The sequence below is a fragment of the Sphingopyxis sp. PAMC25046 genome (assembly GCF_004795895.1).
Classification (GTDB): Bacteria; Pseudomonadota; Alphaproteobacteria; order Sphingomonadales; family Sphingomonadaceae; genus Sphingopyxis.
In genome coordinates this window covers 521,112-546,761 of sequence record NZ_CP039250.1, presented here as the reverse complement: position 1 = coordinate 546,761, position 25,650 = coordinate 521,112, and the positions used below count along the sequence as shown (strand labels likewise).

Below are 25,650 nucleotides of genomic sequence, written 5' to 3'. Positions count from 1 at the left end.
CCATCGCCTGTGTATCAGGCGCGCGACCACGACCGGGAGGAGAATCATCGATGCGCGTGCTGCTGACCGGATCGTCGGGCTGGCTCGGGCGCTATCTGGCTCCTTTGCTCGCTGAAAACGGTCATAAGGTCGTCGGGTTCGATATTGTCCCCGGCACGTATACCGAGGTGATCGGCACCGTCGCCGACCGCGCGCTCATCGAGCGCACGATGGGTGAGCATGGGATCGAGGCCATCATTCATGGCGGCGCGCTGCACAAGCCCGACATCGTCCGCTATCCACGGCAGGCGTTCGTCGACGTCAATGTTACCGGCACGCTGAACCTGATCGAGGCCGCCGTCGCGGCGGGCAACGACCGCTTCCTCTTCACGTCGACTACCTCGCTGATGGTGCGCGCCGACGTCCGCGCGGGCGCGGGCCAAGCGGGCGCGTGGTGGATGGATGAGGATTTCGGTCCGATCGAACCGCGCAACATCTATGGCATCACCAAGCTCGCGGCGGAGCAGGCCTGCAAACTCGTTCACCGCGAGCAAGGGATCAACGTCGCGATATTGCGCACCGGGCGTTTCTTCCCCGAAGATGACGATACGCATGCGGTACCGAGCGGCCCGAACCTCAAGGCCAACGAGCTGCTTCATCGCCGCCTGACGGTCGAGGATGCCGCCGCCGCGCATCTCGCCGCGCTCGAGGCCGCACCGGCGATCGGCTGCGACACCTTCATCCTCTCCGCCCCGCCCCCCTTCGCGCGCGAGGAGGCTGAGGAACTTGCCCGCGACGCGCGTGCGGTGATCGCGCGCCATCATCCCGACGCCGCCGAACTCTACGCCGCCGAAGGCTGGATGCTCCCCGAGAGCATCGACCGCGTCTATGACCCGTCGGGCGCCGAACGCCGCTTCGGCTGGCGCGCGCGGACCGACTTCGGCAGCGTGCTCGCGGCGCTTCGCAACCGGACGCCGCTGCCCTTCGCACACGACCCCGATTACACCTCTCCCATCATCGCACAGGAGCGCGACGCATGTATGTGCTGATCACCGCCAACCGCAATTATTCGAGCTGGTCGCTCCGCCCGTGGATGCTGATGAAGGGCCTTTCCATCCCCTTCGAGGACCAGATCGAACCCTTCACCAATCCGGTCAACTATGACGAATTCCGAAGCTTTTCGCCGACCGGGCAGGTGCCCGCGCTGCTCGACGAAGGCCGCACGGTGTACGATTCGCTGGGGATCGCACTCTATCTCGCCGACCGTCACGACGGCGTATGGCCGGCCGATCCCGACGCGCGGGCCTGGGCGCAGTGCGCCGTCGCCGAAATGCACAGCGGTTTTTCGGCGCTGCGGAACGATTGCACGATGAATGTCGGGGTGCGGGTGACCCCGAAGCCGCCGTCGGGCGCGCTCCGGCTCGACATCGCGCGTATCCGCGAGCTGTTCGCCGAAGGGCTATCACGGTTCGGCGGGCCGTATCTCGCGGGCGATCGCTTCACCGCTGCCGATGCCTTCTTTGCGCCTGTCGCCTTCCGCATCCGCACCTATGGCCTCGACGTCGGCGCCGGGCAGGCGTGGGTCGCCCATATGCTAGCGCACCCGGCGATGCAGGACTGGGAACGGCAGGCGCTGGCCGAAAGCTGGCGTGAGGAAAGCCACGAAGCGGAGTTGATGGCGGCCGGCGCGATCACCGCCGACTATCGCACCGCTTAATCGGCGAGCGCCTCGCGCACCACGGCAATCCCCGCTTCACGCTGGGCCTTGAGTTCGGCCTTGAGCTTCGCCGGATCGCGCGCGAAGACGAAGCCGAAACTCACCCCCCCTTCCTTGCCGAGCGTCGCATGGTGGAGCTTGTGCGCCTGCACGAGCCGCTTCGCATAGCCGCGGCGCGGCACCCAGCGGAAATAGCGCTGGTGGACGAGTCCGTCGTGCACGAGCGTATAGATGATGCCGTAGAGGAGGATGCCGAGCCCGATCCACGTTCCCGGTTCCCACGCCGACGCCCCGAGGATCATCGGACTGCCGAGCGCAAACATCGAGATGCTCATCGCGGCGCCGAACACAGCAAATAGATCGTTCTTTTCGAGCATATGCCCGTGCGGTTCGTGGTGATCGCGGTGCCACGCCCAGCCGAAGCCGTGCATGATATATTTGTGGCTCGCCCAGGCGACGAATTCCATCGCCACGACGGTGGCAAGGATGAGCGCGAGGATAGCGGGCGTCGACATGCGGGGGATTATAGACCAACTCGTCGCCCCTGCGAAGGCAGGGGCCGCTGTCGTTCTAAACCGCTGCAGCCAATTGCCGACAGCGGCCCCCGCCTTCGCGGGGGCGACGTCTTTTCGACGACCGAAAATTGCGTTTTCGATCGCCACTCGCTTGCATTGTTATGCGACTGGCGTAAGTGGACCGCATGACTCGGCCCCGCACCCTTTATGAGAAAATCTGGGACGCGCATGTCGTTGAACAGCGCCCCGACGGTACCTGTCTGATCTTCATCGACCGCCACCTCGTCCATGAAGTCACCAGCCCTCAGGCGTTCGCCGGGCTTCGCGCGAACGGCCGCACGGTGCGCCGCCCCGACCTGACGCTCGCGGTGCCCGATCATAACGTGCCGACGACGCCGCGACTCGACGCGGCGGGCAACAAGCTGCCGATCGCCGACCCCGAAAGCGCCGCACAATTGGCGGCGCTGGAAAAGAACGCCCCAGAATTCGGCATCCGCTATATCGACGCGGTCGCGCCCGAGCAGGGCATCGTCCATGTCGTCGGACCCGAGCAGGGATTCTCGCTGCCTGGCACGACGATCGTCTGCGGCGACAGTCACACGGCGTGCCACGGTGGTATCGGCGCACTCGCCTTCGGCATCGGGACGAGCGAGGTCGAACATGTGCTGGCGACGCAGACGCTGTTGCTGCAGCCCGCCAAAACGATGGAAATACGTGTCGAGGGCGAGGTCGGCCCCGGCGTGTCGGCAAAGGACATCATCCTCCACATCACCGGCGTCATCGGCGCGGCGGGAGGCACCGGCCATGTCATCGAATATACCGGCAGCGCGATCCGCGCGCTCAGCATCGAGGGTCGCCTGACCGTCAGCAACATGGCGATCGAGGGCGGCGCGCGCGCCGGGCTGATCGCGCCCGACGAGACGACGTTCGCGTACCTCAAGGGCCGCCCCTATGCGCCGAAGGGTGCCGACTGGGAGGCGGCAGTCGCATATTGGAAGAGCCTCGCGACCGATCCGGGGGCGACCTATGCCAAGAGTGTCGTCATCGACGCCGCCGACATCGCGCCGAGCGTGACCTGGGGCACCAGCCCCGAGGATGTCGTGCCAATCACCGGCGTGGTTCCCGCGCCCGAAAGCTTCGCCGACCCGTCGAAGCAGACCGCGGCCGCCAAGAGCCTTGCCTATATGGGGTTGGAGCCCGGCACTCCGATGCAGGACGTCGCGATCGAGAATATCTTCATCGGCAGTTGTACCAACAGCCGTATCGAGGATTTGCGCGCCGCCGCGGCGGTGATCAAGGGCCGCCACAAGGCCGGCAATGTCAAATGGGCGATCGTCGTTCCGGGGTCGGGCCTCGTGAAGGCACAGGCCGAGGCCGAGGGACTCGACCGCATCTTCACCGACGCGGGGCTCGAATGGCGCGAGCCGGGCTGTTCGGCGTGCCTTGCGATGAACCCCGACAAGGTGCCCGCGGGCGAACGCTGCGCCTCGACGAGCAACCGCAATTTCGTTGGCCGCCAGGGTCCGGGAGCGCGCACCCACCTCGTCAGTCCCGCGATGGCGGCAGCGGCGGCGGTGACGGGCAAGCTCACCGACGTCAGGGAGCTGATGGCATGACACCGCTCGACAAGGTGGAAGGCCGCGCGATCCCGTTCGGGCTCAAGAATGTCGACACCGACGTGATCATCCCGGCGCATTGGCTCAAGACCACGACGCGCGAGGGGATGGGACGCGGCGCGTTCGAGGCGATCCGCAAGGACCCGGACAATCTGTTCGATAGTGCAGAGTATAAGGGCGCGCCGATCCTGATCGCGGGTGACAATTTCGGCTGCGGGTCGAGCCGCGAACATGCCGCGTGGGCGCTCGGCGACCTTGGCATTCGCGTCGTCATCGCGCCCTCCTATTCGGACATCTTCTCGGGCAATGCGGTCAAGAACGGCATTTTGCCGGTCGTGCTGCCGCAGGCCGCGATCGACCGGCTGATGGAGGTCGCGATAACCGATCCGGTGTTCGTCGACCTCGAGCATCAGACCGTGACGACGCAGTATCAGGACCGCTTCAATTTCGAGATCGACCCGTTCCGCAAGATGTGCCTGCTCGAAGGGCTCGACGAGATTTCGCTCACTGAGAAAAGCGACGCCGCGATCGGGGCCTACGAGGCCAAACTCGACGCCGACCGGCCGTGGATGCGGCCCGTAACATAAGGCTCAACAAACACCATAAGAGGAGAAGATGATGAAGGCTCTCTTGTCGACCGCAACCGGCGGCCCCGAAACGCTCCAGCTGGGCGAGCTGCCGCGCCCGACCGCGGGCAAGGGCCAGATCGTGATCGACGTGAAGGCTTGCGCGGTCAACTTCCCCGACGTGCTCATCATCGAGGATAAATATCAGTTCCGACCCGAACGTCCCTTCGCGCCCGGCGGCGAGGTCGCGGGGCTCGTCGCCGAAGTCGGCGAGGGTGTGACCGAATTCAAGGTCGGCGACCGCGTGATCGCGGGCTGCGGCAACGGCGGCATGTCCGAAGCGGTCGCGGTCGGCGTCCACAATGTCTATCACCTTCCCGAAAGTCACGACTTCGCCGAGGGTGCGTCGCTGCTGATGACCTATGGCACCAGCATTCACGCGCTTGTCGATCGCGGCCATATCAAGGAAGGCGATACCCTGCTCGTGCTCGGCGCATCGGGCGGGGTCGGAATCGCCGCGGTCGAGCTGGGCAAGGCGTTCGGCGCGCGCGTCGTCGCAGGTGTGTCGAGCGAAGAAAAGGCCGGGATTGCTCGGGCTGCCGGCGCCGACGAGGTGGTCGTCTACGGCCGCCAGCCGTTCGACAAGGACCAGTCGAAGGAACTCGCGAACAAGTTCAAGGAAGCCGTCGGTCCGAACGGAGCGAACCTCGTTTATGACGCGGTCGGCGGTGATTATGCCGAGCCCGCGCTGCGCTCGATCGCGTGGGAGGGCCGCTATCTCGTCGTCGGCTTCCCCGCCGGCATTCCGCGCCTGCCGCTCAACCTGACCCTGCTCAAGAGCTGCGACGTCGCGGGTGTCTTCTGGGGCGCGTTTGTGGCGCGTGAGCCCGCGCGTAACCGCGCCAATATCGCACGGCTGTTCCAGCTGTGGGAGCAGGGCAAGATCAGCCCGCGCGTCACCGAAAGCTTCCGTCTCGAAGACGGCGGCAAGGCGATCGCCAAGCTTGGCGACCGCACCGCGGTCGGCAAGCTGGTCGTCACCGTTTGAAATACCGGCCCGACCCGGCGCTGACCGAGGCGCTTCGCGCGCTCGCCGCGCCGGGGCGGATCGAGGTGCGGGTAACGCCCGGCGCGCGGCGTGACGAGATCCGGATTGAGAGCGACGCCGTGCAGATCCGCGTCACATCCCCACCCGCTGACGGCGCCGCGAACGGAGCGGTTCTGCGCATTCTCGCCGCCGCGCTCGGCTGCCCTCGGCGCGATTTGACGCTGCTTCGCGGCGAAACCGCGCGCATCAAGCTGATCGCAATTGCGACGAGCCGATAGCGCCGGGTTAACCAATTGGCAGGGGCTGGGCGTTATGGTCGGACCCAGGACTAGCTGGGCCAAGGTGGATCATGGCAAAACGCCGATCGGCACGCGAAGAGGGTGACGCGAGTATCGCGAATATTTCGCGTACCCGCCGTGCACAGCTCGTCGCCGAATTCGAAGGCGAGCTTGGCGTCGATTACAAGGCCCGCGCCGCCGCCGAAGAGGCCGAACGCCGCTGGATCGCGCGCAAGACCTTCATCGTCTGGACGATCGCGCTGATGTTCTTCGCCATCGCATGCCAGAAACTGTGGATCATGGGTCAGGACGTCGACGTGCCCTTTTCGGACATCAACCCGGTGCGCAGCCTGTTCGGGGATTAACCCGGGCGGACGCGCCGGCGCGGATCAATAGACCCGCGCCTTCGGCTTGATATAGTCGACGTCGTCCGACAGCGTATATTCGTGGACCGGACGGTAGTCGAGACGGACGCCGCCGCCCTTGCCGCCCCAGCCGTCGAACCACGCGACGGTGTGCTTCATCCAGGTCGCATCGTCGCGGTTCGGGAAATCCTCATGCGCGTGGGCGCCGCGGCTTTCCTTGCGATTGAACGCCGAGTGCATCGTCACCGTCGCTTGGGCAATCAGATTGTCGAGCTCGAGCGTTTCGACGAGATCGGTGTTCCAGATGAGGCTGCGGTCGGTGACATGCACGTCGTTCATCCGATTATAGGTCTGCGTGAGCTTTTCCTTGCCCTCGGCCATCAGCTCGTCGGTGCGGAACACCGCGGCGTGCTGCGACATCGCGCGCTGCATTTCGGTGCGAATCTCGGCGGTCGGCGAACCCCCGTTAGCGTTGCGAAAATGGTCGAGGCGCGCGAGCGCGAGGTCGGCGCTGTCCTTGGGCAGTGGCTGCTGCGCGGCACCGGGCTTCAGAATTTCCTTGAGGCGATGGCCCGTCGCGCGGCCGAAGACGACGAGGTCGATGAGGCTGTTCGAGCCCAGACGGTTCGCCCCATGGACCGAAACGCACGCCGCTTCGCCGACCGCGAACAGGCCGGGGACGACGGTGTCGGGGCCATCCTTGCCGAGCGTGACGACTTCGCCATGATAGTTACACGGGATACCGCCCATATTGTAATGGACCGTCGGCACGACGGGGAGCGGCTGGCGCGTGAGATCCACGCCCGCGAAAATCTTTCCGCTCTCGGTGATCCCCGGCAGGCGCTCGGCGAGCACCGCAGGATCGATATGGTCGAGGTGCAGATAGATATGGTCGTTGTGCGGGCCGACGCCGCGGCCTTCGCGGATTTCGAGCGCCATCGAGCGCGAAACGACGTCGCGCGACGCCAGATCCTTTGCCGACGGGGCGTACCGCTCCATGAAGCGTTCGCCTTCCGAGTTGGTGAGGTAGCCGCCCTCGCCGCGCGCACCCTCGGTGATCAGCACGCCCGCGCCATAGATGCCGGTCGGGTGGAACTGGACGAATTCCATGTCCTGCAGCGGCAGGCCGGCGCGCAGCACCATGCCGCCGCCGTCGCCGGTGCAGGTATGCGCCGAGGTTGCGGTGAAATAGCAGCGGCCATAGCCGCCCGTCGCGAGCACGACCGCCTGCGAGCGGAAACGGTGGATGCTGCCATCCTCCATGCACAGCGCGATCACGCCGCGGCACTCACCATTTTCCATGATCAAATCGAGCGCGAAATATTCGATGAAGAAGTCCGCGTCATATTTCAGCGACTGCTGATAGAGCGCGTGGAGCATCGCGTGGCCGGTGCGGTCGGCCGCGGCGCAGGTGCGCTGAACCGGCGGACCCTCGCCCATATTCTGCATATGGCCGCCGAACGGGCGCTGGTAGATGGTGCCGTCGGCGTTGCGGCTGAACGGTACGCCCGCGTGCTCGAGTTCGTAGACCGCGTTCGGCGCCTCGCGCACCATATATTCGATCGCGTCCTGGTCGCCGAGCCAGTCGGAACCCTTGACGGTATCGTACATGTGCCATTGCCAGTGGTCGGGCGAATTGTTGCCGAGCGACGCGGCGATGCCGCCCTGCGCCGCGACGGTGTGGCTGCGCGTCGGGAACACCTTGGTGATGCAGGCGGTCTTGAGACCGGCCTCAGCGCTTCCCATCGTCGCGCGCAGGCCCGATCCGCCGGCACCGACGACGACGGTGTCGTAGACATGGTCGATGATCTTGTAGGCGTCGGTCATCTTACATACCCCCCGGAGCAAGCCCGGCGGCGGGCGCAAGCGCGATGCGGACGATGGCGAAAATGCCGTAAGCGGCGCCACCGATCGCGTAGAAATTGAGCAGGACGAGCGACAGCAGGCGCGTCGCTTCGCCATGGACATAGTCCTCGATCATCACCTGAAGCCCCAGCCTGAGGTGCCAGAAGACGCTGACCGTCATCAGGATCAGCGCCAGCGCGACCGTCGGGTTCGACGCCCAGCGCGACACCGCTGCATGATCGGTCATCGGCAGGCGCAGGAAGGACACGAAGAGGAAGCCGACGAGCAGCAAATTGCCGAGCGCGGTCAGGCGCTGTTGCAGCCAGTGGGCCGAACCATGATGCGACGAGCCGAGCCCGCGCACGCGGCCAAGACGCGTTCCGTTACCCATTGAGCGTCTCCGCAAAGATATAGAGCCAGGTCGCGGCGGTGGCCGTGAGTGCGCCGACGAAAACGAGGATCGACCAGAGCTTGTTGGTCTTGAGTTCATAGCCCGCGCCGGTGTCGAGCACGAAATGGCGCAACCCCGAGAAGAGATGCTGGAAGAAGGCCCAGGTCAGGCCGATCAGCACGACCTTGCCCAGGATGTTGGTTATCTGGTGAAAGGTGCCGACCTCAGGACTCGGGTCGTGCCACACACAGGCGACGAACGCCGCATAGGCATCGGGCCCCGCAGCGAGCGCGCCGAGCCACCAGAGGAACATCAGTCCGCCGACGATCGCGAGACCGTCGCCACTGACGCGGTGGAAGATGGAAACCGCCATCGCAGGGGTCCATTTATACACCTGTAGATGCGGGGAGCGCGGACGCGCGCTTGGTTCGTTGCCAGCCATATCAGCCCTGTCTTGACTCTAAACGGTCGATGCGCCGCCGGTTAAGCCTTCCCGCCGCGATATGCAATTGCTTAGGAGCATAGGGGAATAAAAGCTTGGGCCGGGGCGGTCACCTTCGATCGGTCACGGTATCCGCGACGTCGGGTAGGGCGTGCCGTCCTTGTGGAAATAGCCGTCGGGGGTGAAGAGCATGTCGATGTCCGAGTAGCCGCCGCCGGTGTCATGCGCCTTGCCGCCGCCAAACGCGACGAAGACGCAATCGGCGTCCGATTCGTTGATCAGGTGGTGGCCGTTGGTGCTGCCCTTCGGCCACACCGCGATATCGCCCGGCCGCATCGGCCAGCGGCCGTCATCCTCGACCAGCACAGCCTCGCCCGCGATCATCACGAGCATCTCGTCCTCGCCGTCGTGCCAGTGGCGCTGCGACGACCAGGCGCCGGGTTTGAGCACTACGTGACTGGCGGCGAAATCGCTGAGGCCGGTCGGCGGTGCGAGGCGGCGGTACCAGCGGCCTTGCACGGGCGCATCATAAGGCACGGGGTAGCCAGTGGTATTGGTTTGCGGAATGGTTTCGAGATCGAGCTTGGGCATGGCAGTCCTCGTGGATTTTATTCCTCCTTTGTTTCGCACAAAGTCGACGCGATGCAAAGCCTCGACTTCGCGCCGTGCGAAGGCGTAAAGGGCGGGCATGACCCATCATGTCGATCCCGTCGAACTCGCCAAAGCATTGATCGCCGCGCCGAGCATCACCCCCGCCATGGGCGCCGTGTTCGACATGCTCGAAGCGGCGCTGACGCCGCTTGGCTTCACCGTCGAGCGCTTCATCGACGGCATCGAGCCCGACGGGCCGGTCGAGAATCTGCTCGCGGTGCGGACAGGAAAAGGGCCCAAGCATTTCGGCTTTGCCGGGCATCTTGACGTCGTACCGCCCGGGGTCGGCTGGACCGGCGACGCCTTCGCGCCCGAGATCCGCGGCGATCTGCTCTATGGGCGCGGCGCGGTCGACATGAAGGGATCGATCGCGGCCTTCGTCGCGGCGGCGGCGGCGACCCCGGCCGAGGCCGGAACGATCAGCCTGATCATCACCGGCGACGAAGAAGGCCCCGCGATCTTCGGCACGCGCGCGTTGATGGAGCATATGGACGCCCGCGGGGTGAAGCCCGACATGATCGTCGTTGGCGAGCCGACCTCGGTGAACAAGCTCGGCGATATGGTGAAGATCGGGCGGCGGGGGTCGGTCAATATCTGGATCGACGTTCCGGGGACGCAGGGGCACGTCGCCTATCCGCACCTTGCCGACAATCCGATCCCCAAGCTGGTCAGGATATTGGCGGCGATCGATGCGGTGGCGCTCGACGAAGGCAATGACTGGTTCCAGCCGTCGAACATCGAATTCACCGACATCGAGGTCGGCAATGGCGCGACAAACGTCATTCCCGCGTCGGCGCGCGCGCGGCTGTCGATCCGCTTCAACGACGGGCACAAGGGCGCCGACCTCGTCGCGATGATCGAGCGCATCGCGCATGAAGTTGAACCGCAGGTCAAGATCTTGGGCAAGATTTCGGGCGAAGCCTTTCTGACCCCGCCGGGCGAATTGTCGGACCTGGTCGCCGAAGCGATCCATGCCGAGACCGACGTGATACCTGAAATGTCGACGACCGGAGGCACGTCGGACGCGCGCTTCCTGCATGCGCTGTGCCCGGTGGTCGAATTCGGGCTGACCAATGCGACGATGCACAAGCTCGACGAGGCAGTTGCAGTCGAGGATTTGCACAAGCTCACTGCCATCTATCGCGGCATTTTGATGCGCGTATTCCTCTAGTCGTCGCGGCCGCGCCGAAGGAACACATAGACCGCCCCTGCCCCGCCATGGCTGATATGCGCGGGGCGGAGCGCGACGATCTGGTCCGCATGGAGCGAGTAAGCAAGCCAGTCGGGAAGCGAGGCGCGGATCGCGCCGCGCGGGCGCGGGTCGCCGTGCATCATCGGCAGGCGGTCGGCACCCGGACGCAGCCGCCCCGCGACGACGAGCAGCACGCGCGCGCCGCGCAGCAGCGCGCGGCCGATCGCCTCGTCGAGCAGCGCCTGCGCCGAGGCGAGCGTATGGCCGTGAAGGTCGATGCTCATATCGGGGCGGACGAGACCCTTGCGCAAACGCCGGTCCCAATGGCCATCGAGCGTCGCGGCCTGGTGCGTGCGGCGCGGCGGCGGGAGTTTTGCCGGCGTAGGGCGCGGCGCGGCAGCGGGGACGGCGGTGCTGCGCGCGGTCGGCTTGGGTGGCTTGACGGTCGGCGGGGACGCAGGCGCGAGCGGCGCCTTGGTCTTGGCGAGCGGCTTCACCGTCGCTGTGACCTTCTTCCACAGCGCGCTTTCGTCGGGATCGAGGCGCCGTGGCATCGCCGTCTCACTGCGCCGGAAACGGGGGCGGGATCAGTCGCGCGACGCTCGCGCGCGGAAGCAGGAGCAGCGCCGAGCCGCGTGCCGACATGCCGCCGGCGATCGCGCGCGCCTCTTCGCCCGCGCCCCAGAAGCTGTCGAAGCGGTTGGCGCCCTTGATCGCGCCGCCGGTGTCCTGCGCGACCCAGAGGCCATTGGGTTCGGCTCGGTCAAGCGACAGGAATACGGGCGCGCCAAGCGGCACATATTTGGGATCGGCGGCGACGCTCGCACGGCCGGCTACCGGAACGCCCAAAGCGCCGAGCGGACCGGGGCCGGTGAGTTCGCGGAAGAAGACCCAGCTCGGATTCTCGTTCATCACCGCGGCGCCGCGCACCGGATCGGCGCGCAGATAATCGAGGATGCCCTGCATCGACGCCTGCCCCGGCTGGAGTTCTCCGCGATCGCGCAGCAACTTGCCGATGCCGACATAGCCGCGGCCGTTTTGCGTGTCATAGCCGATACGCATGATGCCGCCGTCGGGGAGGCGGAGGCGGCCCGAGCCCTGCACCTGCAGGAAGAAAAATTCGGCCGCGTCGGCGGCCCAGGCGATTTCGAGCCCGCGCCCTTCGAGCGCGCCGCTCTCAATCGCCGTGCGGTCGTAGTAGCGGACAAAATTGCCGTCCTCGACGCGCCCGCGGATCTTGCGGCCCTTCAAGTCGTCGGCGAACTGGCCGAGGTCGACTTCGACGAGGTCGGCTGGTCGGCGATAGATGGGAACGTCGTAACCCGGCCGCCCGTCACGCGAGGCAGCGATTTCAGGTTCGTAATAGCCGGTGACGAAGGCGGTGCCCGCCCCGATCTGTACCGTGCCGAAGTAGCGGGTGAAGAAGGCGAGCGCGTCCTTGTCCGCCCAGTTTTTCGCCGCGGTGCAGCTTTCGGTCCAGTCGGCGCTCAGCGTCAGCCCGCTCGTGTCGGTCCGCCGCAGTACCGATGGGCAGCTGATGCGAAAGGCGGCGAGCGCCGCGGCCGCCTGTTCGGCGCTCACGCCGAGCGTCGCGAAATCGGGGCCGACGATCACGCCGCTGGCAATGGCGGTCGTCGCCTCGGCCGGAGGAGCGGCGGCGGGAAGCGGTGCGCGCGGGGTGGCCGGGATCGGCTGTGCAGCGGCGCCGGGGCGCTCGGACGGGCGCGGCACATAGGGACGCGGGGAGCCCGCCGGGCGCGATGCGGTGGAGACGGCGGTCGCCGGGCGGCTGCCCTCGCCGGCGGGAATGGCCGATGCACAGCCCGACAGCAGCGGCAGCGCCGCCAGCAGGGCGAATCCGAAAGCCCGCACGCGCGGCGCGCCCGCCGTCAGGATCACGGAATCAGGCCGATTCGGCTTCGTCGAGCACCCAATTGGGGTCGTTGCTGCCGATCTGGCGGCGGAAGGTCCAGAGGTCATCGGCCTGCGCCGCGTCGCTCATCGACCCGGCGATCAGCTTGCCTTCGGCATCGCGCGTGACCGCGCTGATATCGGCATGATAGCGCACGGTGATGCGCGCTTCGCTGCGGCTCATCTCGACCGCGGTGATCTTGGCCGAATCGATGCCGATCAAGCGATTTTCCAGCGTTTCGCCGCGCGCTTCGCGCGCTTCGATCGCTTCGACGAAAGCGTCGTAGCTGTCATCGTCGCAGAGGTCGCGCAGCGTGTCGCGATCGCCCTTCCAATAGGCCTCAAGGATCATGCGATACGCCGCCTCGGCGCCTTCCATGAAGCGGCCGGCGTCGAAATTCCGGTCGGTCGCGAGCAACTGGCGCAGGCCGGCCTCGGCACCGGGCTCGTAGACCAGCCCCGACGTGTCAGCGGGCGCCGGCGCGGCAGCCGGCGCGCCGTCGCCATCGTCGAGGCGGACCGGCGAGGCGGTCGCGCGCTCGCGCGGCAGCACGGGCTCTTGCTCATGTCCCGTGCGCTTGCCGAGCACCGAATAGAGACGCATTCCGAGAAAGGCGGCGATCATGGCGAGCAGGACGATCGAAAAAGCGGTCACGGGCAAAAGTCCAATGCGGAGAACGGAGACATATCGGCTTATACATAGGCGATACGCCACCCGGTTTCAAATAGCCATGACCGCTCCGGCGCAGCAGGTCAACGATTCGCCCTTAACCATCGCCCGCACCGGGAGCCATTGTGCTGGCAGCCGGGCGCTGCTAAGCGCCGCGGCAACCGTCCGCCGCGGGTCCGATACGGATGTGCGGATGCGGATATTGTTTCCATCTTTTCAGCGAAAGTTCCTTTCATCATGGCCGACGAGACGAGCCCCGACCTCAACAATCCCGCGCTGCAGCCGAACGGCGAAGACACGAGCCCGGCGATCGGCTTGATCTCGCAATATGTGAAGGATCTCTCGTTCGAGAACCCGAACGCTCCCGCGGTCTATCAGTGGCAGGAAGCGCCGCAGGTCGACGTCCAGTTCAACATCGCCGCCGACAGCGTCGGCGACAATCTGTACGAAGTGACGCTCAAAATCGACGTAACGTCGAAGACCGAGCAGGGAACGAGCTTCGTGATCGACCTCAAATATGCCGGCCTGTTCGGCGTCCGCAACGTCCCCGACGACCAGCTTCAGCCCTTTTTCCTCGCCGAAGCGCCGCGCATCCTCTTCCCCTTCGCGCGCCGGGTCGTCGCCGATGCAGTGCAGGATGGCGGTTTTCCGCCGCTGCTGCTCGAACCGATCGATTTCCACGGCCTGTTCATGCAGCAGGTCCAGGCGACGCAGGCCGAGACGGCCGGCGAAGTCACGGTCGGCCAGGCATAAGCACCCGGGTGGGGGGCGGGCTGAAGGCTTGAGCAGCCTCATCAAAAGCGTGGGGACGATCGGCGGGCTGACGATGGTCAGCCGCATTTTCGGTTTCGCGCGCGACATGCTGCTCAGCCGCATTCTCGGCGCCGGCGGCGTCGCCGACGCCTGGCAACTCGCCTTCCAGCTGCCCAATATATTCCGCCGCCTGTTTGCCGAAGGCGCATTCGCCGCCGCCTTTATCCCGCTGTTCAACCAGCGGATGACCAAGGAGGGCGATCACAGCGAAGCGCGCGCCTTTGCCGACGCGGTGCTCGCGGTGCTGATCCCGACCCTGATCGTCTTTTCGGCGCTGCTGCTGATCGTGATGCCGTGGGTGATGGGGCTGTTCGCGAGCGGCGCGCTGCAGGCCGACGGCGAAACTTTCGACCTCGCCGTGCTGATGGCGCGCATCGCCTTTCCCTATCTCGCTTTCATGAGCGTCGCGACTTTGTTCGCGGCGATCCTCAACAGCCTGTCGCGCTTCGCCGCCGCCGCCGCCGCGCCGATCCTGCTCAACATCTGCCTGATCGGCGCGCTGCTGCTCGGCCTTTTTACCGGCGACAGCAGCGAAGCGTCCAAGGCCGCGACCGGGCTCTATCTGGCGATATCGGTCTCGCTTTCGGGCCTGTTTCAGCTCGGATGGCTCTATTACTGGGTTCGGCGGTCAGGGTTTCGCCCCGCGCTGCGCCGCCCGCGCCTGACTGCCGATGTGCGCGAGATGGGGGTGCTGATCCTGCCCGCGGTCTTCGGCGCCGGCGTCTATCAGATCAGCCGCTTCATCGACCTTTTCTTCATTGCGACGCTCCCCGACAAGAGCATCACCTATCTTGCGATGGCCGACCGGCTCAACCAGCTGCCGCTCGGGATTATCGGCATCGCGCTCGGCACCGCGATCCTGCCCGCGTTGTCGCGCTTCGTCGCGCAGGACGATCGCGACGGCGCCGCGCGCCTGCAGAGCAACGCGGTTGAACTCGCGATGCTGCTCACCCTCCCCGCCGCGGTCGCGCTGTTCGTCGCGGGGCCCGCGATCACCAGCGCCTTCTATGTCGGCGGACAATATAGCTTCGCCGACGGCCTTGCGACCGGGGCGGTCGTCGGCGGGCTCGTCGTCGGCCTGCCCGCCTATGTGCTGGTAAAGGTGCTCGTCCCCAATTTCTTCGCGCGCAAGGATACGCGCACGCCGGTGTGGACCGCCGCGGTTTCGCTGGCGATCAATATTGCGCTCAACCTGTTGCTGATCCCGCCGCTCGGCATCGTCGGGCTCGCGCTGGCAGGGTCGATCGCGGCCTGGTGCAACGTTGGGATGCTGTACACGATCCTGCATCGCAAGGGACTGTTCCGCCTCTCCGGCCGGGTAGCCGGGCGGATCGCCCGGATCGTCCTGGCCGCGGCGGCGATGGCGGCGGCGCTCTATTATGCGATTCCCTTGGCAGGCGACGCTTTCATCGGGGGGGTGTTCGAACGGGTCGTAGCGCTGGGCGCGCTGGTGGCGACGGGCGCGATCATATTCTTTGGTTGCGCCTTCCTGTTCGGCGTGGTCAATCGCGACACCGTCGGCCAGCTGCGCCGGCGCAAACTCTGAACTTCAGACGGGACGATCGACATGCGGACGCTTTCGGGCATTCAGCCCACCGGAAATTTGCACCTCGGCAACTATCTGGGCGCGATCCGCAACTGGGTGCGCATGCAGGACGAGATGGAGGGCGACAAGCTCTATTTCCTCGCCGATCTGCACGCGATTTCGATGCCGCACGTCCCGGCGGAGCTGACCGCGAACACGCGCGCGATGACCGCCGCGCTCGTCGCCTGCGGGATCGACACCGACCGCTCGATCCTGTTCAATCAAGCGCGCGTCCCCGCGCACGCCGAGCTGCAATGGCTCCTCAACGGCACCGCGCGGCTCGGCTGGCTCAACCGCATGACGCAGTTCAAGGACAAGTCGGGCAAAAACCGCGAAAGCGCGTCGGCGGCGCTTTATACCTACCCGGTTCTGCAGGCCGCCGACGTGCTGCTCTATCAGACGACGCACGTGCCGGTCGGCGAGGATCAGAAGCAGCATCTCGAACTCGCGCGCGACGTCGCGCAGAAGTTCAACAACGATTATGCCAGCGACGACGCACCGGTGTTCACGCTGCCCGAACCAATCATCCCGGCGGGTCTCGCGCGCATCATGAGCCTGCGCGACGGCGCCGCGAAGATGTCGAAGTCCGACCCGTCGGACATGAGCCGCATCAACCTGACCGACGACGCCGACACGATGATGCAGAAGGTCCGCAAGGCGAAGACCGATCCCGAGGTACTACCGTCCGAAGCGGCGGGGCTCGAAGGACGTCCCGAGGCGCGCAACCTCGTCGGCATCTATGCCGCGCTCGCCGATACGAGCGTCGACGCGGTGCTGCGCGACCATGCGGGGCAAGGGTTCGGGGCGTTCAAGCCCGCGCTCGGCGAATTGCTGATCGAAAAGCTCGCGCCGATCAACGCGCGCTTCGTCGCGCTGAAGGACGATGCCGCGGCGCTCGACGCGATCCTTGACAAGGGCGCCGTGAAGGCGCGCGCGCTAGCGAAGCCGACCCTCGACGCGGCCTATGCCGCGCTGGGGCTCTGCCGCTGACGCCGGATCGCTTGGACGCTGTTCCGCAAGCGGAATTTCTTGTTTTTGCGTTTCCGTTCCCCATATCCTGGGAGTAGAACGTCCATGCGACGAAACGGGTTCAACCAAGGTTAAGTCGCGTTGGCATAGTCTATGGTATGAGAGCGCGGCATGAACGCGCACCCGAATCACGGAGCCAAGACGATGAGCAAGATCAATTTCCGGCGACTGGGCCTTGCCGCCATGACGGGTGCCGCGCTCGCTTTGACCGGCTGTGCGACGCCGTTCAAGGCCGATGTCGCGCGCTTCCAGTCGCAGCTTCCTGCGCCGCAGGGTCAGAGCTTTGTCGTCGAGGCCAGCAACCCGGCGCTGCAGGGCGGCATCGAGTTCGGCCAATATGCCAATATCGTGGCGGGCGAACTGACGCGCTACGGCTATCGCCCCGCCGCGAACGGCGAACGCGCCGACCTGGTCGTCCGCATGGACTATGGGGTCGACAAGGGCCGCGAACGCGTCGTGTCGAGCCCGGGCTTCGGTGATCCCTGGTACGGCGGCGGCTGGTACGGCCGTGGCTTCTATCGTCCGGTGATCGTCACCGGCCGCGGCGGGCGCCGTTATGTCTATGGCTATCGCGACCCCTTCCTGTGGGGCGGCTTCGGGCCCGGCTGGGGCTATAATGATGTGTCGAGCTACACCGTCTATACCAGCGGCCTGAACCTTCAGATCGACCGCGCCGCCGACGGCTCGCGCCTGTTCGAGGGCCATGCCGAGGCGCAGTCGCGCGACAACAACCTCCAGACGATCGTCCCGAACCTCGTCGAAGCGATGTTTACCGGCTTCCCGGGCAACTCGGGCGAACGCGTACGGATCACGGTCGCGCCGCCCGAAAGGGGCTGAACGACTTTAAGGCCAAACAAAAGGCTCGCCCTCCAGACGGAAGGCGGGCCTTTTTATGGTAATGAGAATGGCTGTTTTCGGGCGGTTTGCTTCCGTCTCTTTATTCGTCACCCCGGACTTGATCCGGGGTCCCGCTTGATGCCGAAGACCAGTCGACGCCCCAAAAAGCGGGATCCCGGGTCAAGCCCGGGATGACGGAAGTGGAGGAGAGCAACGACAGCTCTCCACCCCAATGCAGCCGTTCGAGCGGCGCGTGCGTTGTGGGCAAAGCCGGGATAACCCCGGCATAGCCCTGTGGATCAGCTGTTGAGAGTGCGGCGGATCGCGGCGATCTCGGCGTCGAGCTCGCTGTCGGCGACGCGCAGCGCCTCGACCGTGCGCACCGCGTGGATCACCGTCGAATGGTCGCGCCCGCCGAAACGGCGCCCGATTTCGGGATAGGAGCGCGGCGTGAGTTCCTTTGCGAGGTACATCGCGACCTGGCGCGGGCGCGCGACCGCGCGGACGCGGCGCTTCGACGCCATTTCAGACTTGTCGAGCCGGTAGTGCGCGCAGACCGCGCGCTGGATCTCGTCGATCGTGATGCGCGGGCGCGCGCTGCGGACATTTTCGGCGAGCCGGTCTTCGGCAAGCGCGAGGTCGACCGTTGTGCCGGTCAGCGCGGCATAGGCGAGCAGCTTGTTGAGCGCGCCCTCAAGCTCGCGAATGTTGCGCGTGAAATGCTTGACCAGATAGGCGACGACCGCATCGGGAACCTCGACCATCGGCATCGCGGCGAGCCGCTGGCGGATGATGCGTTCGCGAAGATCGTCCTCGGGCGCTTCGATATCGGCGACGAGCCCGCCCGACAGGCGCGACAGCAGCCGCGCCTCGACCCCGTCGAGCATCGCGGGCGGGCGGTCGGCCGTAACGACGAGGCGCTTGCCGGCGGTCATCAGATCGTCGATCGTGTGGAGCAGTTCCTCCTGTGTCGAATTCTTGCCGATCACGAACTGGAGGTCATCGAGCAGCAGCAGGTCGGCGGCGCGCAGCCGCGCCTTGAACGCCATCATGTCGCCGCCGCGCATTGCGCCGACGAACTCGAGCATGAACTTCTCCGCCGACATCAGGATGATGTTCGCGGTCGGGTGCGCCGCGGCATAATCCTGGGCGATCGCCTGGAGGAGGTGCGTCTTGCCCTGCCCGGTGCCTGAGCAGAGGTAGAGCGGGTTGAACTGCGGCGCTTCGACCATCGCCATGCGGCGCGCGGCGTTGGCAGCGAGGATGTTGCTGCGCGCAACGACGAAGCGGTCGAACGACAGGCGCGGGTCGAAACCGAGGAGCGCGGGGTTGGCGGCGGGCGCAGGCGGCGCGTCGAAACTCGGCAGCGGCGCGGCGGCAAGATTCGCCGCGCGGTCGTCCGCCGCGGCGCCGCCGCGCACCATGACGCTGCGCACCGCGGGCAATTGCTGCCGCCACGCGAGTTCGAGCCGGTCGCCGAAGCGTTCGTTGATCCAGTTGGCCGAAAAGCGGCTGACGGTCTCGAGCGTCACGACGCCCGACAGCGCGCAATAATCGGCAAAGCGTACGGGTTTCAGCCAATGGTCGAAGGTGCGCACGCCGAGGTCGCGGCGCAGCCCTTCGGCGACGCGCGGCCAGAGCGTGGCGGCGTCGCCGTTCATCGCTCTGTCTTTTGCTTCATGCCCATGCCGATTGCCGCTCTCTGTCACGCCGTGCCGCCCCCTCAGGTCCCCTTTGCGCCGGAGTTTCGGGCGGCCGGCCACATGCCGATTCGTCGCCTGCGCCGGGCACAGGTTCTCATCCGGGCAAGGAGCCCGAAAGGATGCGAATCATGTCGATGTAGCGGCCGCCGGCGAAGGCCGACGACGCACCTGTCTAGTCAGGGCGCGGCGAGTCTATCAAGGGCTCGCCGTGTAAAAATACTGAAATAAAAATCTTGACTCGCCGGGGCCGCCGGAATCGCGTCAAAACTCCATTTTATCTTTTATTATCAAGTTCTTATTTGTTACATTCTGGCGGCCAAACAACGAATCGCGGCAATTCCGTCACTTACCGCGCTGCAACACTATTGCCACCGGGCTGTCACAATATCGGGCGCAAAAAAAGACCCGCGGGCAAGATGCCAGCGGGTCCTTTTTGTTCCCTTTCGGGACGTCGGCGATCAGGCGATCGCGTTCACGCTCTTCGTCAGGCGCGAATATTTGCGCGCGACGGTGTTCTTGTGGAGCACGCCCTTGGCGACGCCGCGCGCCATTTCGGGCTGCGCAGCCTTCAGCGCGGCAGCAGCGGCGTCCTTGTCACCGGCGGCGACGGCCGTTTCGACCTTCTTCACCAGCGTGCGAATGCGCGAAACGCGATTCTTGTTCACGACGGTGCGCGCGGTGTTGCGGCGGATGCGCTTCTTTGCCTGCGGCGTATTGGCCATAAATTCCTCTAGTCTTTCAAACGGTCTACATGGTCGGAGCACAGCCTAAACGGAGCAGCCGAATCGCGCGAGATGCAGCGAATCAATGTCCGGATGCGGCCGGTTCCGGACGACCGGACCCTGCTCGAAGGGTGCGCGCATAGCGATGAAGGGCGATTTGGTCAATGGCTTTGCGGGCAATATCCCGCATTATCGTTGGCATTTGGGGCAAAAGAAGGTCGAACGGCCGCTCTGCACGATCCGCGCGATCGTCCCGCCGCATTCGCAGGCCTCTTTCTCGCGGCCATAGACGCGCCAGTCCTTGGCGAAATAGCCGAGTTCGCCCTCGGGGCCGAGGAAGTCGCGCAAAGTCGAGCCCCCCGCCGCGATCGCCGCGATCAGCACCTCTTTGATCGCGGGAACGAGCGCCGCGAGTTTCGCCCTCGGCAAGTCGGCGGCGGGCTTCGTCGGCGCTATTTTCGCCATGTTGAGTGCCTCGCAGACATAGATATTGCCCAGCCCCGCAACGATCGTTTGATCGAGCAGCATCGCCTTGACCGGCGCGCGGCGTCCGGCGAGCGCCTTTGCCAGATAGGCCGCGTCGAATTCGTCCGAGAGCGGCTCGGGGCCCAGCGTCACAAAGGATGCAAAGCGCGTGAGCGGATCGCCGCTCACCAGATCGACCGAGCCGAATCGGCGCGGGTCGTGGAGGAAGAGCCGGTGCCCCACCCCGGTTTCGAGCAGCAGATGGTCGTGTTTGCCGGCCTTGCCGCCTTCGGTGCGCCAGCGCCCGGACATGCCGAGGTGGAAGATCATATGATCGTCGCGGTCGGTCGAGATAACGCCATATTTGGCGCGACGCGTCAGGGTAGTGACCGTCGCGCCGGTCAGGCGCTGTGCAAGATCGGCAGGAAAAGGCCGGCGCAGGTCGGGGCGAAAGGTGATGACCGAGGTCAACCGCTGGCCCTCGAGGAAGGGCGCGAGCCCGCGGACGGTGGTTTCGACTTCGGGTAGCTCGGGCATATCGCGCATCGGGCTACGCGCCATTTGCGCGGGCGGCAAGGCCCGGCTAAAGGCCGTTCGACTTTACCCCTCCCCCGCAAAGGCGCGCGCATCATGGCCACTCCCGACACCGTCAGCTTCGGCTATGAACAGGTCCCCGCGGGCGCGAAGACCGCGATGGTCGGCGAAGTGTTCAGCCGCGTCGCGCGCAAATATGACATCATGAACGACGCGATGTCGGGGGGGATGCACCGCCTGTGGAAGGACCGCTTCGTACGCCGCGTGAAGCCGCGCGAAGGCGAGACGATCCTCGACATGGCGGGCGGCACCGGCGACATCGCCTTTCGTATGGAGCGCTTCGGCGCGAGCATCACGGTCGCCGACATCAACCCCGACATGCTCGGCGTCGGCATGAAGCGCGCGGCAGAGCGCGGGATCGACAGCCTCGTGTGGTCCGAGCAGAACGCCGAAAAGCTGAGCTTTCCGGACCAATTCTTCGACGCTTATACGATCGCCTTCGGCATCCGCAACGTCACCGACATTCCCGCGGCACTGAAGGAAGCGCACCGTGTGCTGCGCTATGGCGGGCGTTTCTTCTGCCTCGAATTTTCGACCAACGAATGGCCGGGTTTCGCGCAGGCCTATGACGCTTATTCGCATCACCTCGTCCCCAAGCTCGGCAAGCTGATTGCCGACGACGAGGACAGCTATCGCTATCTGATCGAATCGATCCGCCGTTTCCCGCCGATGCCGCAGTTCGCGAAGATGATCCGCGAAGCCGGCTTCACCGCGGTCAAGGTCGAGCCGATCCTCGGCGGTCTCGTCGCGATCCACAGCGGGTGGAAGGCTTGACCCGACCCGTCACCCATATCGTCCGCCTGCTGAAGTGGGGACGCATTCTCGCACGCCACGGCGCGCTGCGCGGGATCGAAACCGCGCCGCAGACGCCGCCGGGGGTCAAGCGGTTGTGCCGCCTTGCGCGGCTCGGCACGATCCAGCCGAAGCTACCCGACTATGCCGCCGCCTTTCAGGCGATCGGCCCCGCGGCGGTCAAGCTGGGACAGACGCTCGCGACGCGCCCCGACCTCGTCGGCGAAGAGGCGGCGCGCAACCTGCTGACGCTGCAGGACGCGCTCGCGCCCGTCGCGTTCGACCGCATCCGGCAGGAAATCGAGGCGACCTTCGAAGCGCCGCTCGAAAGCCTTTACCGCGAGTTCGACCCCGAGCCCGTCGGTTCGGCGTCGATCGCGCAGGTCCACCGCGCGGTGACGACCGACGGGCGGCAGGTCGCGGTCAAGGTGCGCCGCCCGGGCATCGACAAGCAATTCGCGCGCGACATCGAAACCTATGAATGGGCGGCCGCGCATCTCGAAGCCTTTGGCGGTGAAGCCGCGCGCCTGCGCCCGCGGCAGGTGATCGCCAATTTCCGCCGCTGGACCTTGCGCGAACTCGACCTGCGCCGCGAAGCGGCCTCGGCATCCGAACTCGCCGACGCGATGACCGCGGTGCCCGAATATGAGGTGCCGGCGATCGACTGGGATCGCACCGCGAGCCGCGTGATGACGATGAGCTGGATCGACGGCGTCAAAATCTCGCACCGCGACCGGCTCGTCGCAGCGGGGCACGACATGGAGGCGCTGGCGTCGAACCTCGTCCACGCCTTTCTGCGGCAGGCGATCGCCGAGGGATTTTTCCACGCCGACATGCACCAGGGCAATTTGTTCGTGAAGGCCGATGGCACGATCGCCGCGGTCGATTTCGGCATCATGGGGCGGATCAACCGGCAGGCGCGCTACTGGCTCGCCGAGATCCTCTATGGGCTGACCACGGGCAATTACCGCCGCGTCGCCGAAATCCATTTCGAGGCGCAATATGTGCCCGATTATCACAGCGTCGAGGAATTCGCGACGGCGTTGCGCGCGGTCGGCGAGCCGATGCGCGGCAAGCCGGTGAGCGAGCTTTCGGTCGGGCAGATGCTCGACGGGCTGTTCGCGATCACGCGCGATTTCGACATGCAGACGCAGCCGCACCTGCTGCTGCTCCAGAAGACGATGGTGATGGTCGAGGGCGTCGCGACGATGCTCAATCCCAAGATCAATATGTGGGATGTCTCGGGGCCCTTCGTCAGCGCGTGGATTCGCGACGAACTCGGCCCCGAAGCCGCACTCGCCGACGGGATTCGCGAACAGGGCAAGACGCTCGCGCTGATCCCCGACATCATTCGCCGCCTCGACGCGCAATTGCCGAAGAAGGGCGCCGCCCCGCCCGCCCCGCCGCTGCCCGACATCGCGCTGATGTGGGACAAGGGCGAACGGCGACGCTGGTGGCGCTATGCGCTGACCGCGCTTGCGGGTGCCGCGGCGGGGGCCGGCCTCCTGACCTGGCTCGGCTGAGCCGACGCACGCGCAGCCTTGGTTACCGGACATTTACCCTAAATCATTAGGACCTGACCTCGACCAACCCCGGACGCGAAATCCGGACAAAACCGAGGTTTCATGCGCCACGACATCCTGATTGCCGATTCGCCGCTAACAATCGACGCGCTGCCGCTCGAGGTCGCGGTCGTCGTGCCGACGCGCAACGAAGCCGCCAATGTCGAAAAACTGATCGCAAAACTTTCGGTCGTGCTCGCGGGGCGCGGCTGGGAAGTCCTGTTCGTCGACGATGATTCGCCCGACGGGACGAGCGAACTCGTCCGCCGCATCGCCCGCACATCGCGGCATATACGGATCGTCCAGCGCGTCGGCCGGCGGGGGCTGTCGTCGGCAGTGGTCGAGGGCATTTTGGCGACCGCGGCGCCGATTATCGCGGTGATGGACGGCGACCTTCAGCATAGCGAGGAGGCGCTACCGCGGCTGATCGACGCGGTCACAAACGGCGGCGCCGATATCGCCGTCGGCACCCGCTATGTCGCGGGCGGCGGAATAGGCGATTGGGACAAGGACCGCGCGCGGATGAGCCGGCTCGCGACGCGCGCCGGCCAGATCGCACTCGGCACCGACGTGAGCGACCCGATGAGCGGCTTTTTTGCGGTTCGCCGTGAGGCGTTCGAGCGCGCATTGCCCCGGCTCTCAGCGGTCGGCTTCAAGATATTGATCGACATATTGGCGTCGAGCCCAGCGCCGCTGAAGGTCGCCGAAATTCCCTATCAGTTCCGCACGCGCGAGGCGGGCGAGAGCAAGTTGGGGGTGCGCGTGATCGCTGAATATGCCGAACTGATCGCCGACAAGACTATCGGCCGCTTCATGCCCGTGCGCTTGCTCAAATTCCTGATGGTCGGCGGGCTCGGCGTGTTCGTTCATCTCGCGGTCCTGCGCACGATCCTCGGCACCGGCAGCGCGTTCGTCACCGCGCAGACCGCGGCGGTGATGACAGCGATCGCCTTCAACTTCTTCCTCAACAACAGCTTCACCTATGCCGACCGCAAGCTGAAGGGCTGGCGCCTGATCGGCGGTCTTGCGAGCTTCTATGCGATTTCGGCGCTGGGCGCGGTGGCCAATATCGGCATCGGCACCTGGATGGCGGGGCATGACGAGCGCTGGTGGGTCGCCGGGGTCGCGGGCGTCGTCGTCGGCGCGATCTGGAACTTCGCCATGTCGTCGGCACTGACCTGGCGCAAATGAACGAGGTCGCGCCCGGCTGGAACCGCTTCGCGGGGATTTCGCGCCCGGTCGCGGCTGCCGTGCTGGCGCTGCTGGCGCTTCTGATGGCGTGGGGCGCGGCGGGCGGCGTCGGCGGCAATCATGTCGCGGTCGCCAAGCCGGCATCGGTCCATTTCGACGGCTTGGTCGGCGATCATGCGCTTTACGCGCGCATCGCGCAGCGCGTTGCGGGAGGCGAATCCTATTATCCGGCGGCGGCGGCCGAACATCGGAGCGGCCATTATCCGCTGCGCCCCTTTGTGACCGTCCGCCTGCCGACGCTCGCCCATATTGTCGCCGCGCTGGGCGAGCGGAAGGCCATGCTCATCTTCGTGCTGATCGGCGGCGCGGCGATCCTTGCCTGGTATCGGCGATTACGGACCGAACCCGAGGCCCCGCGCTACGCCGCGATCGGCGCGCTGTTCGTCGCGGTCAATCTGACACAGCTCGCCGCGCGCGAGTGGCTCTATATTCACGAGGTCGCGGCGGGGGTCCTTCTCGCGCTTGCCCTCGCGCTCTATCGCCCTGCGCGCCCATGGGCGACGATGCTCCTCGTCGCCGCCGCGCTGGCGATCCGCGAGACGGTTTTGCCCGTCGCGATGCTGTTCGGGCTGTTCGCGCTCATCGATCGCGACTGGCGCGCGGTGGCGGGCTGGCTGGTGCTTGGCCTGTGTTTCGCCGGGGGGGTTGCTGCGCATGTCGCGGCGCTCGCCGCGGTCACCACCCCCGCCGACCCTGCAAGCCAGGGCTGGCACGGACAGGGCGGCTGGATCGCCTATCTGTCCTTCGTTCAGGCCTCCTCGATCCTGCGTTTCTTCGAAGGCTGGGCGGCCGCCCTGCTCGTGCCGCTCGCGCTGCTCGGCTGGGCGGCGTGGCGTTCGCGGCTGGGGCTCGCGATGTTGCTGATCCAGCTCTTCTATGCCGCCCTGCTGATGCTCTTCGCGCGCCCGGCCAATTTCTATTGGGCGATGCTCATCGCCCCGACGCTGTTCGTCGGCCTCGCCTTCGCTCCCGCCGCGCTCGCCGCCCTGGCGCGTTCGCTGTTGCGCCCGGCGCGCGCCGGTCCCGCTGCGGCTTAGGCGTCCTTGAACTGGGGCGAGGAAGCGCATAACTGGATGGCGAAGGAGACGGCGATGAATCAACCCCTGTCGAT

Annotated in this window: 27 protein-coding genes; 16 read left to right on the top strand and 11 right to left on the bottom strand. The window is 66.0% G+C overall.

Annotated elements, in window-relative coordinates; all coding sequences use genetic code 11:
* Positions 1-50 precede the first annotated feature (50 nt).
* Both E5675_RS02500 and E5675_RS02495 read left to right on the top strand, forming a co-directional pair.
* A complete protein-coding gene (locus E5675_RS02500; RefSeq protein WP_136173192.1) occupies positions 51-1,028 on the top strand; it encodes an NAD(P)-dependent oxidoreductase in 978 nt (325 codons plus the stop codon).
* Entirely contained in the window at positions 1,016-1,696 is a 681-nt protein-coding gene (locus tag E5675_RS02495) for a glutathione S-transferase family protein (RefSeq protein WP_136173191.1), read from the top strand. The genes E5675_RS02500 and E5675_RS02495 overlap by 13 nt, the downstream gene beginning before the upstream one ends.
* On the opposite strand, the gene E5675_RS02490 is transcribed toward E5675_RS02495, so the two are convergent.
* Positions 1,693-2,211, bottom strand: a complete 519-nt coding sequence (locus tag E5675_RS02490) for a sterol desaturase family protein (protein ID WP_136173190.1) — start codon at positions 2,209-2,211, stop codon at positions 1,693-1,695. The two genes, E5675_RS02495 and E5675_RS02490, sit on opposite strands and share 4 nt — an antisense overlap.
* Before the next feature lie 185 nt (positions 2,212-2,396).
* Here E5675_RS02490 and leuC point away from each other — a divergent pair, with 185 nt between their 5' ends.
* The 5 genes from leuC (at position 2,397) to E5675_RS02465 (ending at position 6,084) form a co-directional block, all read left to right on the top strand.
* Positions 2,397-3,827 (top strand): 3-isopropylmalate dehydratase large subunit, encoded by a 1,431-nt coding sequence (gene leuC, locus E5675_RS02485; RefSeq protein WP_136173189.1) that lies wholly within the window; start codon positions 2,397-2,399, stop codon positions 3,825-3,827.
* Entirely contained in the window at positions 3,824-4,414 is a 591-nt protein-coding gene (leuD, locus tag E5675_RS02480; RefSeq protein ID WP_136173188.1) for a 3-isopropylmalate dehydratase small subunit, read from the top strand. The genes leuC and leuD overlap by 4 nt, the downstream gene beginning before the upstream one ends.
* 31 nt (positions 4,415-4,445) lie before the next feature.
* Complete coding sequence (locus E5675_RS02475) at positions 4,446-5,441, top strand: NADPH:quinone oxidoreductase family protein (RefSeq protein WP_136176295.1); 996 nt, start codon at positions 4,446-4,448, stop codon at positions 5,439-5,441.
* On the top strand, positions 5,438-5,719 hold the full coding sequence (locus E5675_RS02470) for a DUF167 domain-containing protein (protein WP_247594752.1): 282 nt from the start codon (positions 5,438-5,440) through the stop codon (positions 5,717-5,719). The genes E5675_RS02475 and E5675_RS02470 overlap by 4 nt, the downstream gene beginning before the upstream one ends.
* 71 nt (positions 5,720-5,790) lie before the next feature.
* Positions 5,791-6,084: a hypothetical protein gene (locus tag E5675_RS02465; RefSeq protein WP_037553783.1), complete on the top strand. Its 294-nt coding sequence runs from the start codon at positions 5,791-5,793 to the stop codon at positions 6,082-6,084.
* Between the two features lie 24 nt (positions 6,085-6,108).
* Here the strand turns inward: E5675_RS02465 and sdhA are convergent, their stop codons facing one another.
* The 4 genes from sdhA to E5675_RS02445 form a co-directional block, all read right to left on the bottom strand.
* Positions 6,109-7,911, bottom strand: coding sequence for a succinate dehydrogenase flavoprotein subunit (gene sdhA, locus E5675_RS02460; RefSeq protein WP_136173187.1), 1,803 nt, complete (start codon positions 7,909-7,911; stop codon positions 6,109-6,111).
* Position 7,912: 1 nt separating this feature from the next.
* The gene (gene sdhD / locus E5675_RS02455) at positions 7,913-8,320 is read right to left on the bottom strand and encodes a succinate dehydrogenase, hydrophobic membrane anchor protein (RefSeq protein ID WP_136173186.1); all 408 of its coding nucleotides are present in this window, start codon (positions 8,318-8,320) and stop codon (positions 7,913-7,915) included.
* Positions 8,313-8,762, bottom strand: coding sequence for a succinate dehydrogenase, cytochrome b556 subunit (sdhC, locus tag E5675_RS02450; protein ID WP_136173185.1), 450 nt, complete (start codon positions 8,760-8,762; stop codon positions 8,313-8,315). Before sdhC ends, sdhD begins: the two co-directional genes overlap by 8 nt.
* Positions 8,763-8,885: 123 nt before the next feature.
* The gene (locus E5675_RS02445; protein ID WP_136173184.1) at positions 8,886-9,353 is read right to left on the bottom strand and encodes a cupin domain-containing protein; all 468 of its coding nucleotides are present in this window, start codon (positions 9,351-9,353) and stop codon (positions 8,886-8,888) included.
* A gap of 97 nt (positions 9,354-9,450) precedes the next feature.
* Between E5675_RS02445 and dapE the strand changes: the two genes are divergently transcribed.
* Complete coding sequence (gene dapE / locus E5675_RS02440; protein ID WP_136173183.1) at positions 9,451-10,584, top strand: succinyl-diaminopimelate desuccinylase; 1,134 nt, start codon at positions 9,451-9,453, stop codon at positions 10,582-10,584.
* Here dapE and E5675_RS02435 read toward each other — a convergent pair.
* From E5675_RS02435 to E5675_RS02425, 3 genes are read right to left on the bottom strand one after another with little or no spacing between them, the layout of a single operon-like run.
* The gene (locus E5675_RS02435; protein ID WP_136173182.1) at positions 10,581-11,159 is read right to left on the bottom strand and encodes a Smr/MutS family protein; all 579 of its coding nucleotides are present in this window, start codon (positions 11,157-11,159) and stop codon (positions 10,581-10,583) included. The two genes, dapE and E5675_RS02435, sit on opposite strands and share 4 nt — an antisense overlap.
* A 7-nt stretch (positions 11,160-11,166) precedes the next feature.
* The gene (locus E5675_RS02430; protein WP_247594751.1) at positions 11,167-12,504 is read right to left on the bottom strand and encodes a murein transglycosylase A; all 1,338 of its coding nucleotides are present in this window, start codon (positions 12,502-12,504) and stop codon (positions 11,167-11,169) included.
* 4 nt (positions 12,505-12,508) lie between these two features.
* Positions 12,509-13,171 (bottom strand): Tim44/TimA family putative adaptor protein, encoded by a 663-nt coding sequence (locus E5675_RS02425; RefSeq protein ID WP_136173180.1) that lies wholly within the window; start codon positions 13,169-13,171, stop codon positions 12,509-12,511.
* A 252-nt stretch (positions 13,172-13,423) separates the two neighbouring features.
* Here E5675_RS02425 and secB point away from each other — a divergent pair, with 252 nt between their 5' ends.
* From secB to E5675_RS02405, 4 genes are all read left to right on the top strand, one after another.
* Complete coding sequence (secB, locus tag E5675_RS02420; RefSeq protein ID WP_136173179.1) at positions 13,424-13,939, top strand: protein-export chaperone SecB; 516 nt, start codon at positions 13,424-13,426, stop codon at positions 13,937-13,939.
* A 28-nt stretch (positions 13,940-13,967) separates the two neighbouring features.
* Positions 13,968-15,545: a murein biosynthesis integral membrane protein MurJ gene (gene murJ / locus E5675_RS02415; RefSeq protein WP_210727595.1), complete on the top strand. Its 1,578-nt coding sequence runs from the start codon at positions 13,968-13,970 to the stop codon at positions 15,543-15,545.
* Between the two features lie 21 nt (positions 15,546-15,566).
* A complete protein-coding gene (gene trpS, locus E5675_RS02410) occupies positions 15,567-16,574 on the top strand; it encodes a tryptophan--tRNA ligase (protein WP_136173177.1) in 1,008 nt (335 codons plus the stop codon).
* A 183-nt stretch (positions 16,575-16,757) separates the two neighbouring features.
* Entirely contained in the window at positions 16,758-17,450 is a 693-nt protein-coding gene (locus tag E5675_RS02405; protein ID WP_136173176.1) for a DUF4136 domain-containing protein, read from the top strand.
* Positions 17,451-17,749: 299 nt separating this feature from the next.
* Here the strand turns inward: E5675_RS02405 and dnaA are convergent, their stop codons facing one another.
* The 3 genes from dnaA to mutM all read right to left on the bottom strand — a co-directional run bounded on the left by dnaA (position 17,750) and on the right by mutM (position 20,877).
* Positions 17,750-19,111 carry a chromosomal replication initiator protein DnaA gene (gene dnaA, locus E5675_RS02400; protein ID WP_136173175.1) on the bottom strand — a complete coding sequence of 454 codons (1,362 nt, stop codon included), beginning with the start codon at positions 19,109-19,111 and terminating at the stop codon, positions 17,750-17,752.
* A gap of 500 nt (positions 19,112-19,611) precedes the next feature.
* Complete coding sequence (gene rpsT, locus E5675_RS02395) at positions 19,612-19,875, bottom strand: 30S ribosomal protein S20 (protein WP_136173174.1); 264 nt, start codon at positions 19,873-19,875, stop codon at positions 19,612-19,614.
* A gap of 189 nt (positions 19,876-20,064) precedes the next feature.
* A complete protein-coding gene (mutM, locus tag E5675_RS02390; RefSeq protein ID WP_136176293.1) occupies positions 20,065-20,877 on the bottom strand; it encodes a bifunctional DNA-formamidopyrimidine glycosylase/DNA-(apurinic or apyrimidinic site) lyase in 813 nt (270 codons plus the stop codon).
* Positions 20,878-20,970: 93 nt separating this feature from the next.
* On the opposite strand from mutM, the gene E5675_RS02385 reads away from it, so the two are divergent.
* The 4 genes from E5675_RS02385 to E5675_RS02370 all read left to right on the top strand — a co-directional run bounded on the left by E5675_RS02385 (position 20,971) and on the right by E5675_RS02370 (position 25,576).
* A complete protein-coding gene (locus E5675_RS02385) occupies positions 20,971-21,708 on the top strand; it encodes a class I SAM-dependent methyltransferase (protein ID WP_136173173.1) in 738 nt (245 codons plus the stop codon).
* Entirely contained in the window at positions 21,705-23,249 is a 1,545-nt protein-coding gene (ubiB, locus tag E5675_RS02380; RefSeq protein ID WP_136173172.1) for a 2-polyprenylphenol 6-hydroxylase, read from the top strand. The genes E5675_RS02385 and ubiB overlap by 4 nt, the downstream gene beginning before the upstream one ends.
* 102 nt (positions 23,250-23,351) lie before the next feature.
* The gene (locus E5675_RS02375; protein WP_136173171.1) at positions 23,352-24,479 is read left to right on the top strand and encodes a glycosyltransferase family 2 protein; all 1,128 of its coding nucleotides are present in this window, start codon (positions 23,352-23,354) and stop codon (positions 24,477-24,479) included.
* Complete coding sequence (locus E5675_RS02370; protein ID WP_136173170.1) at positions 24,476-25,576, top strand: hypothetical protein; 1,101 nt, start codon at positions 24,476-24,478, stop codon at positions 25,574-25,576. Before E5675_RS02375 ends, E5675_RS02370 begins: the two co-directional genes overlap by 4 nt.
* Positions 25,577-25,650 lie beyond the last annotated feature (74 nt).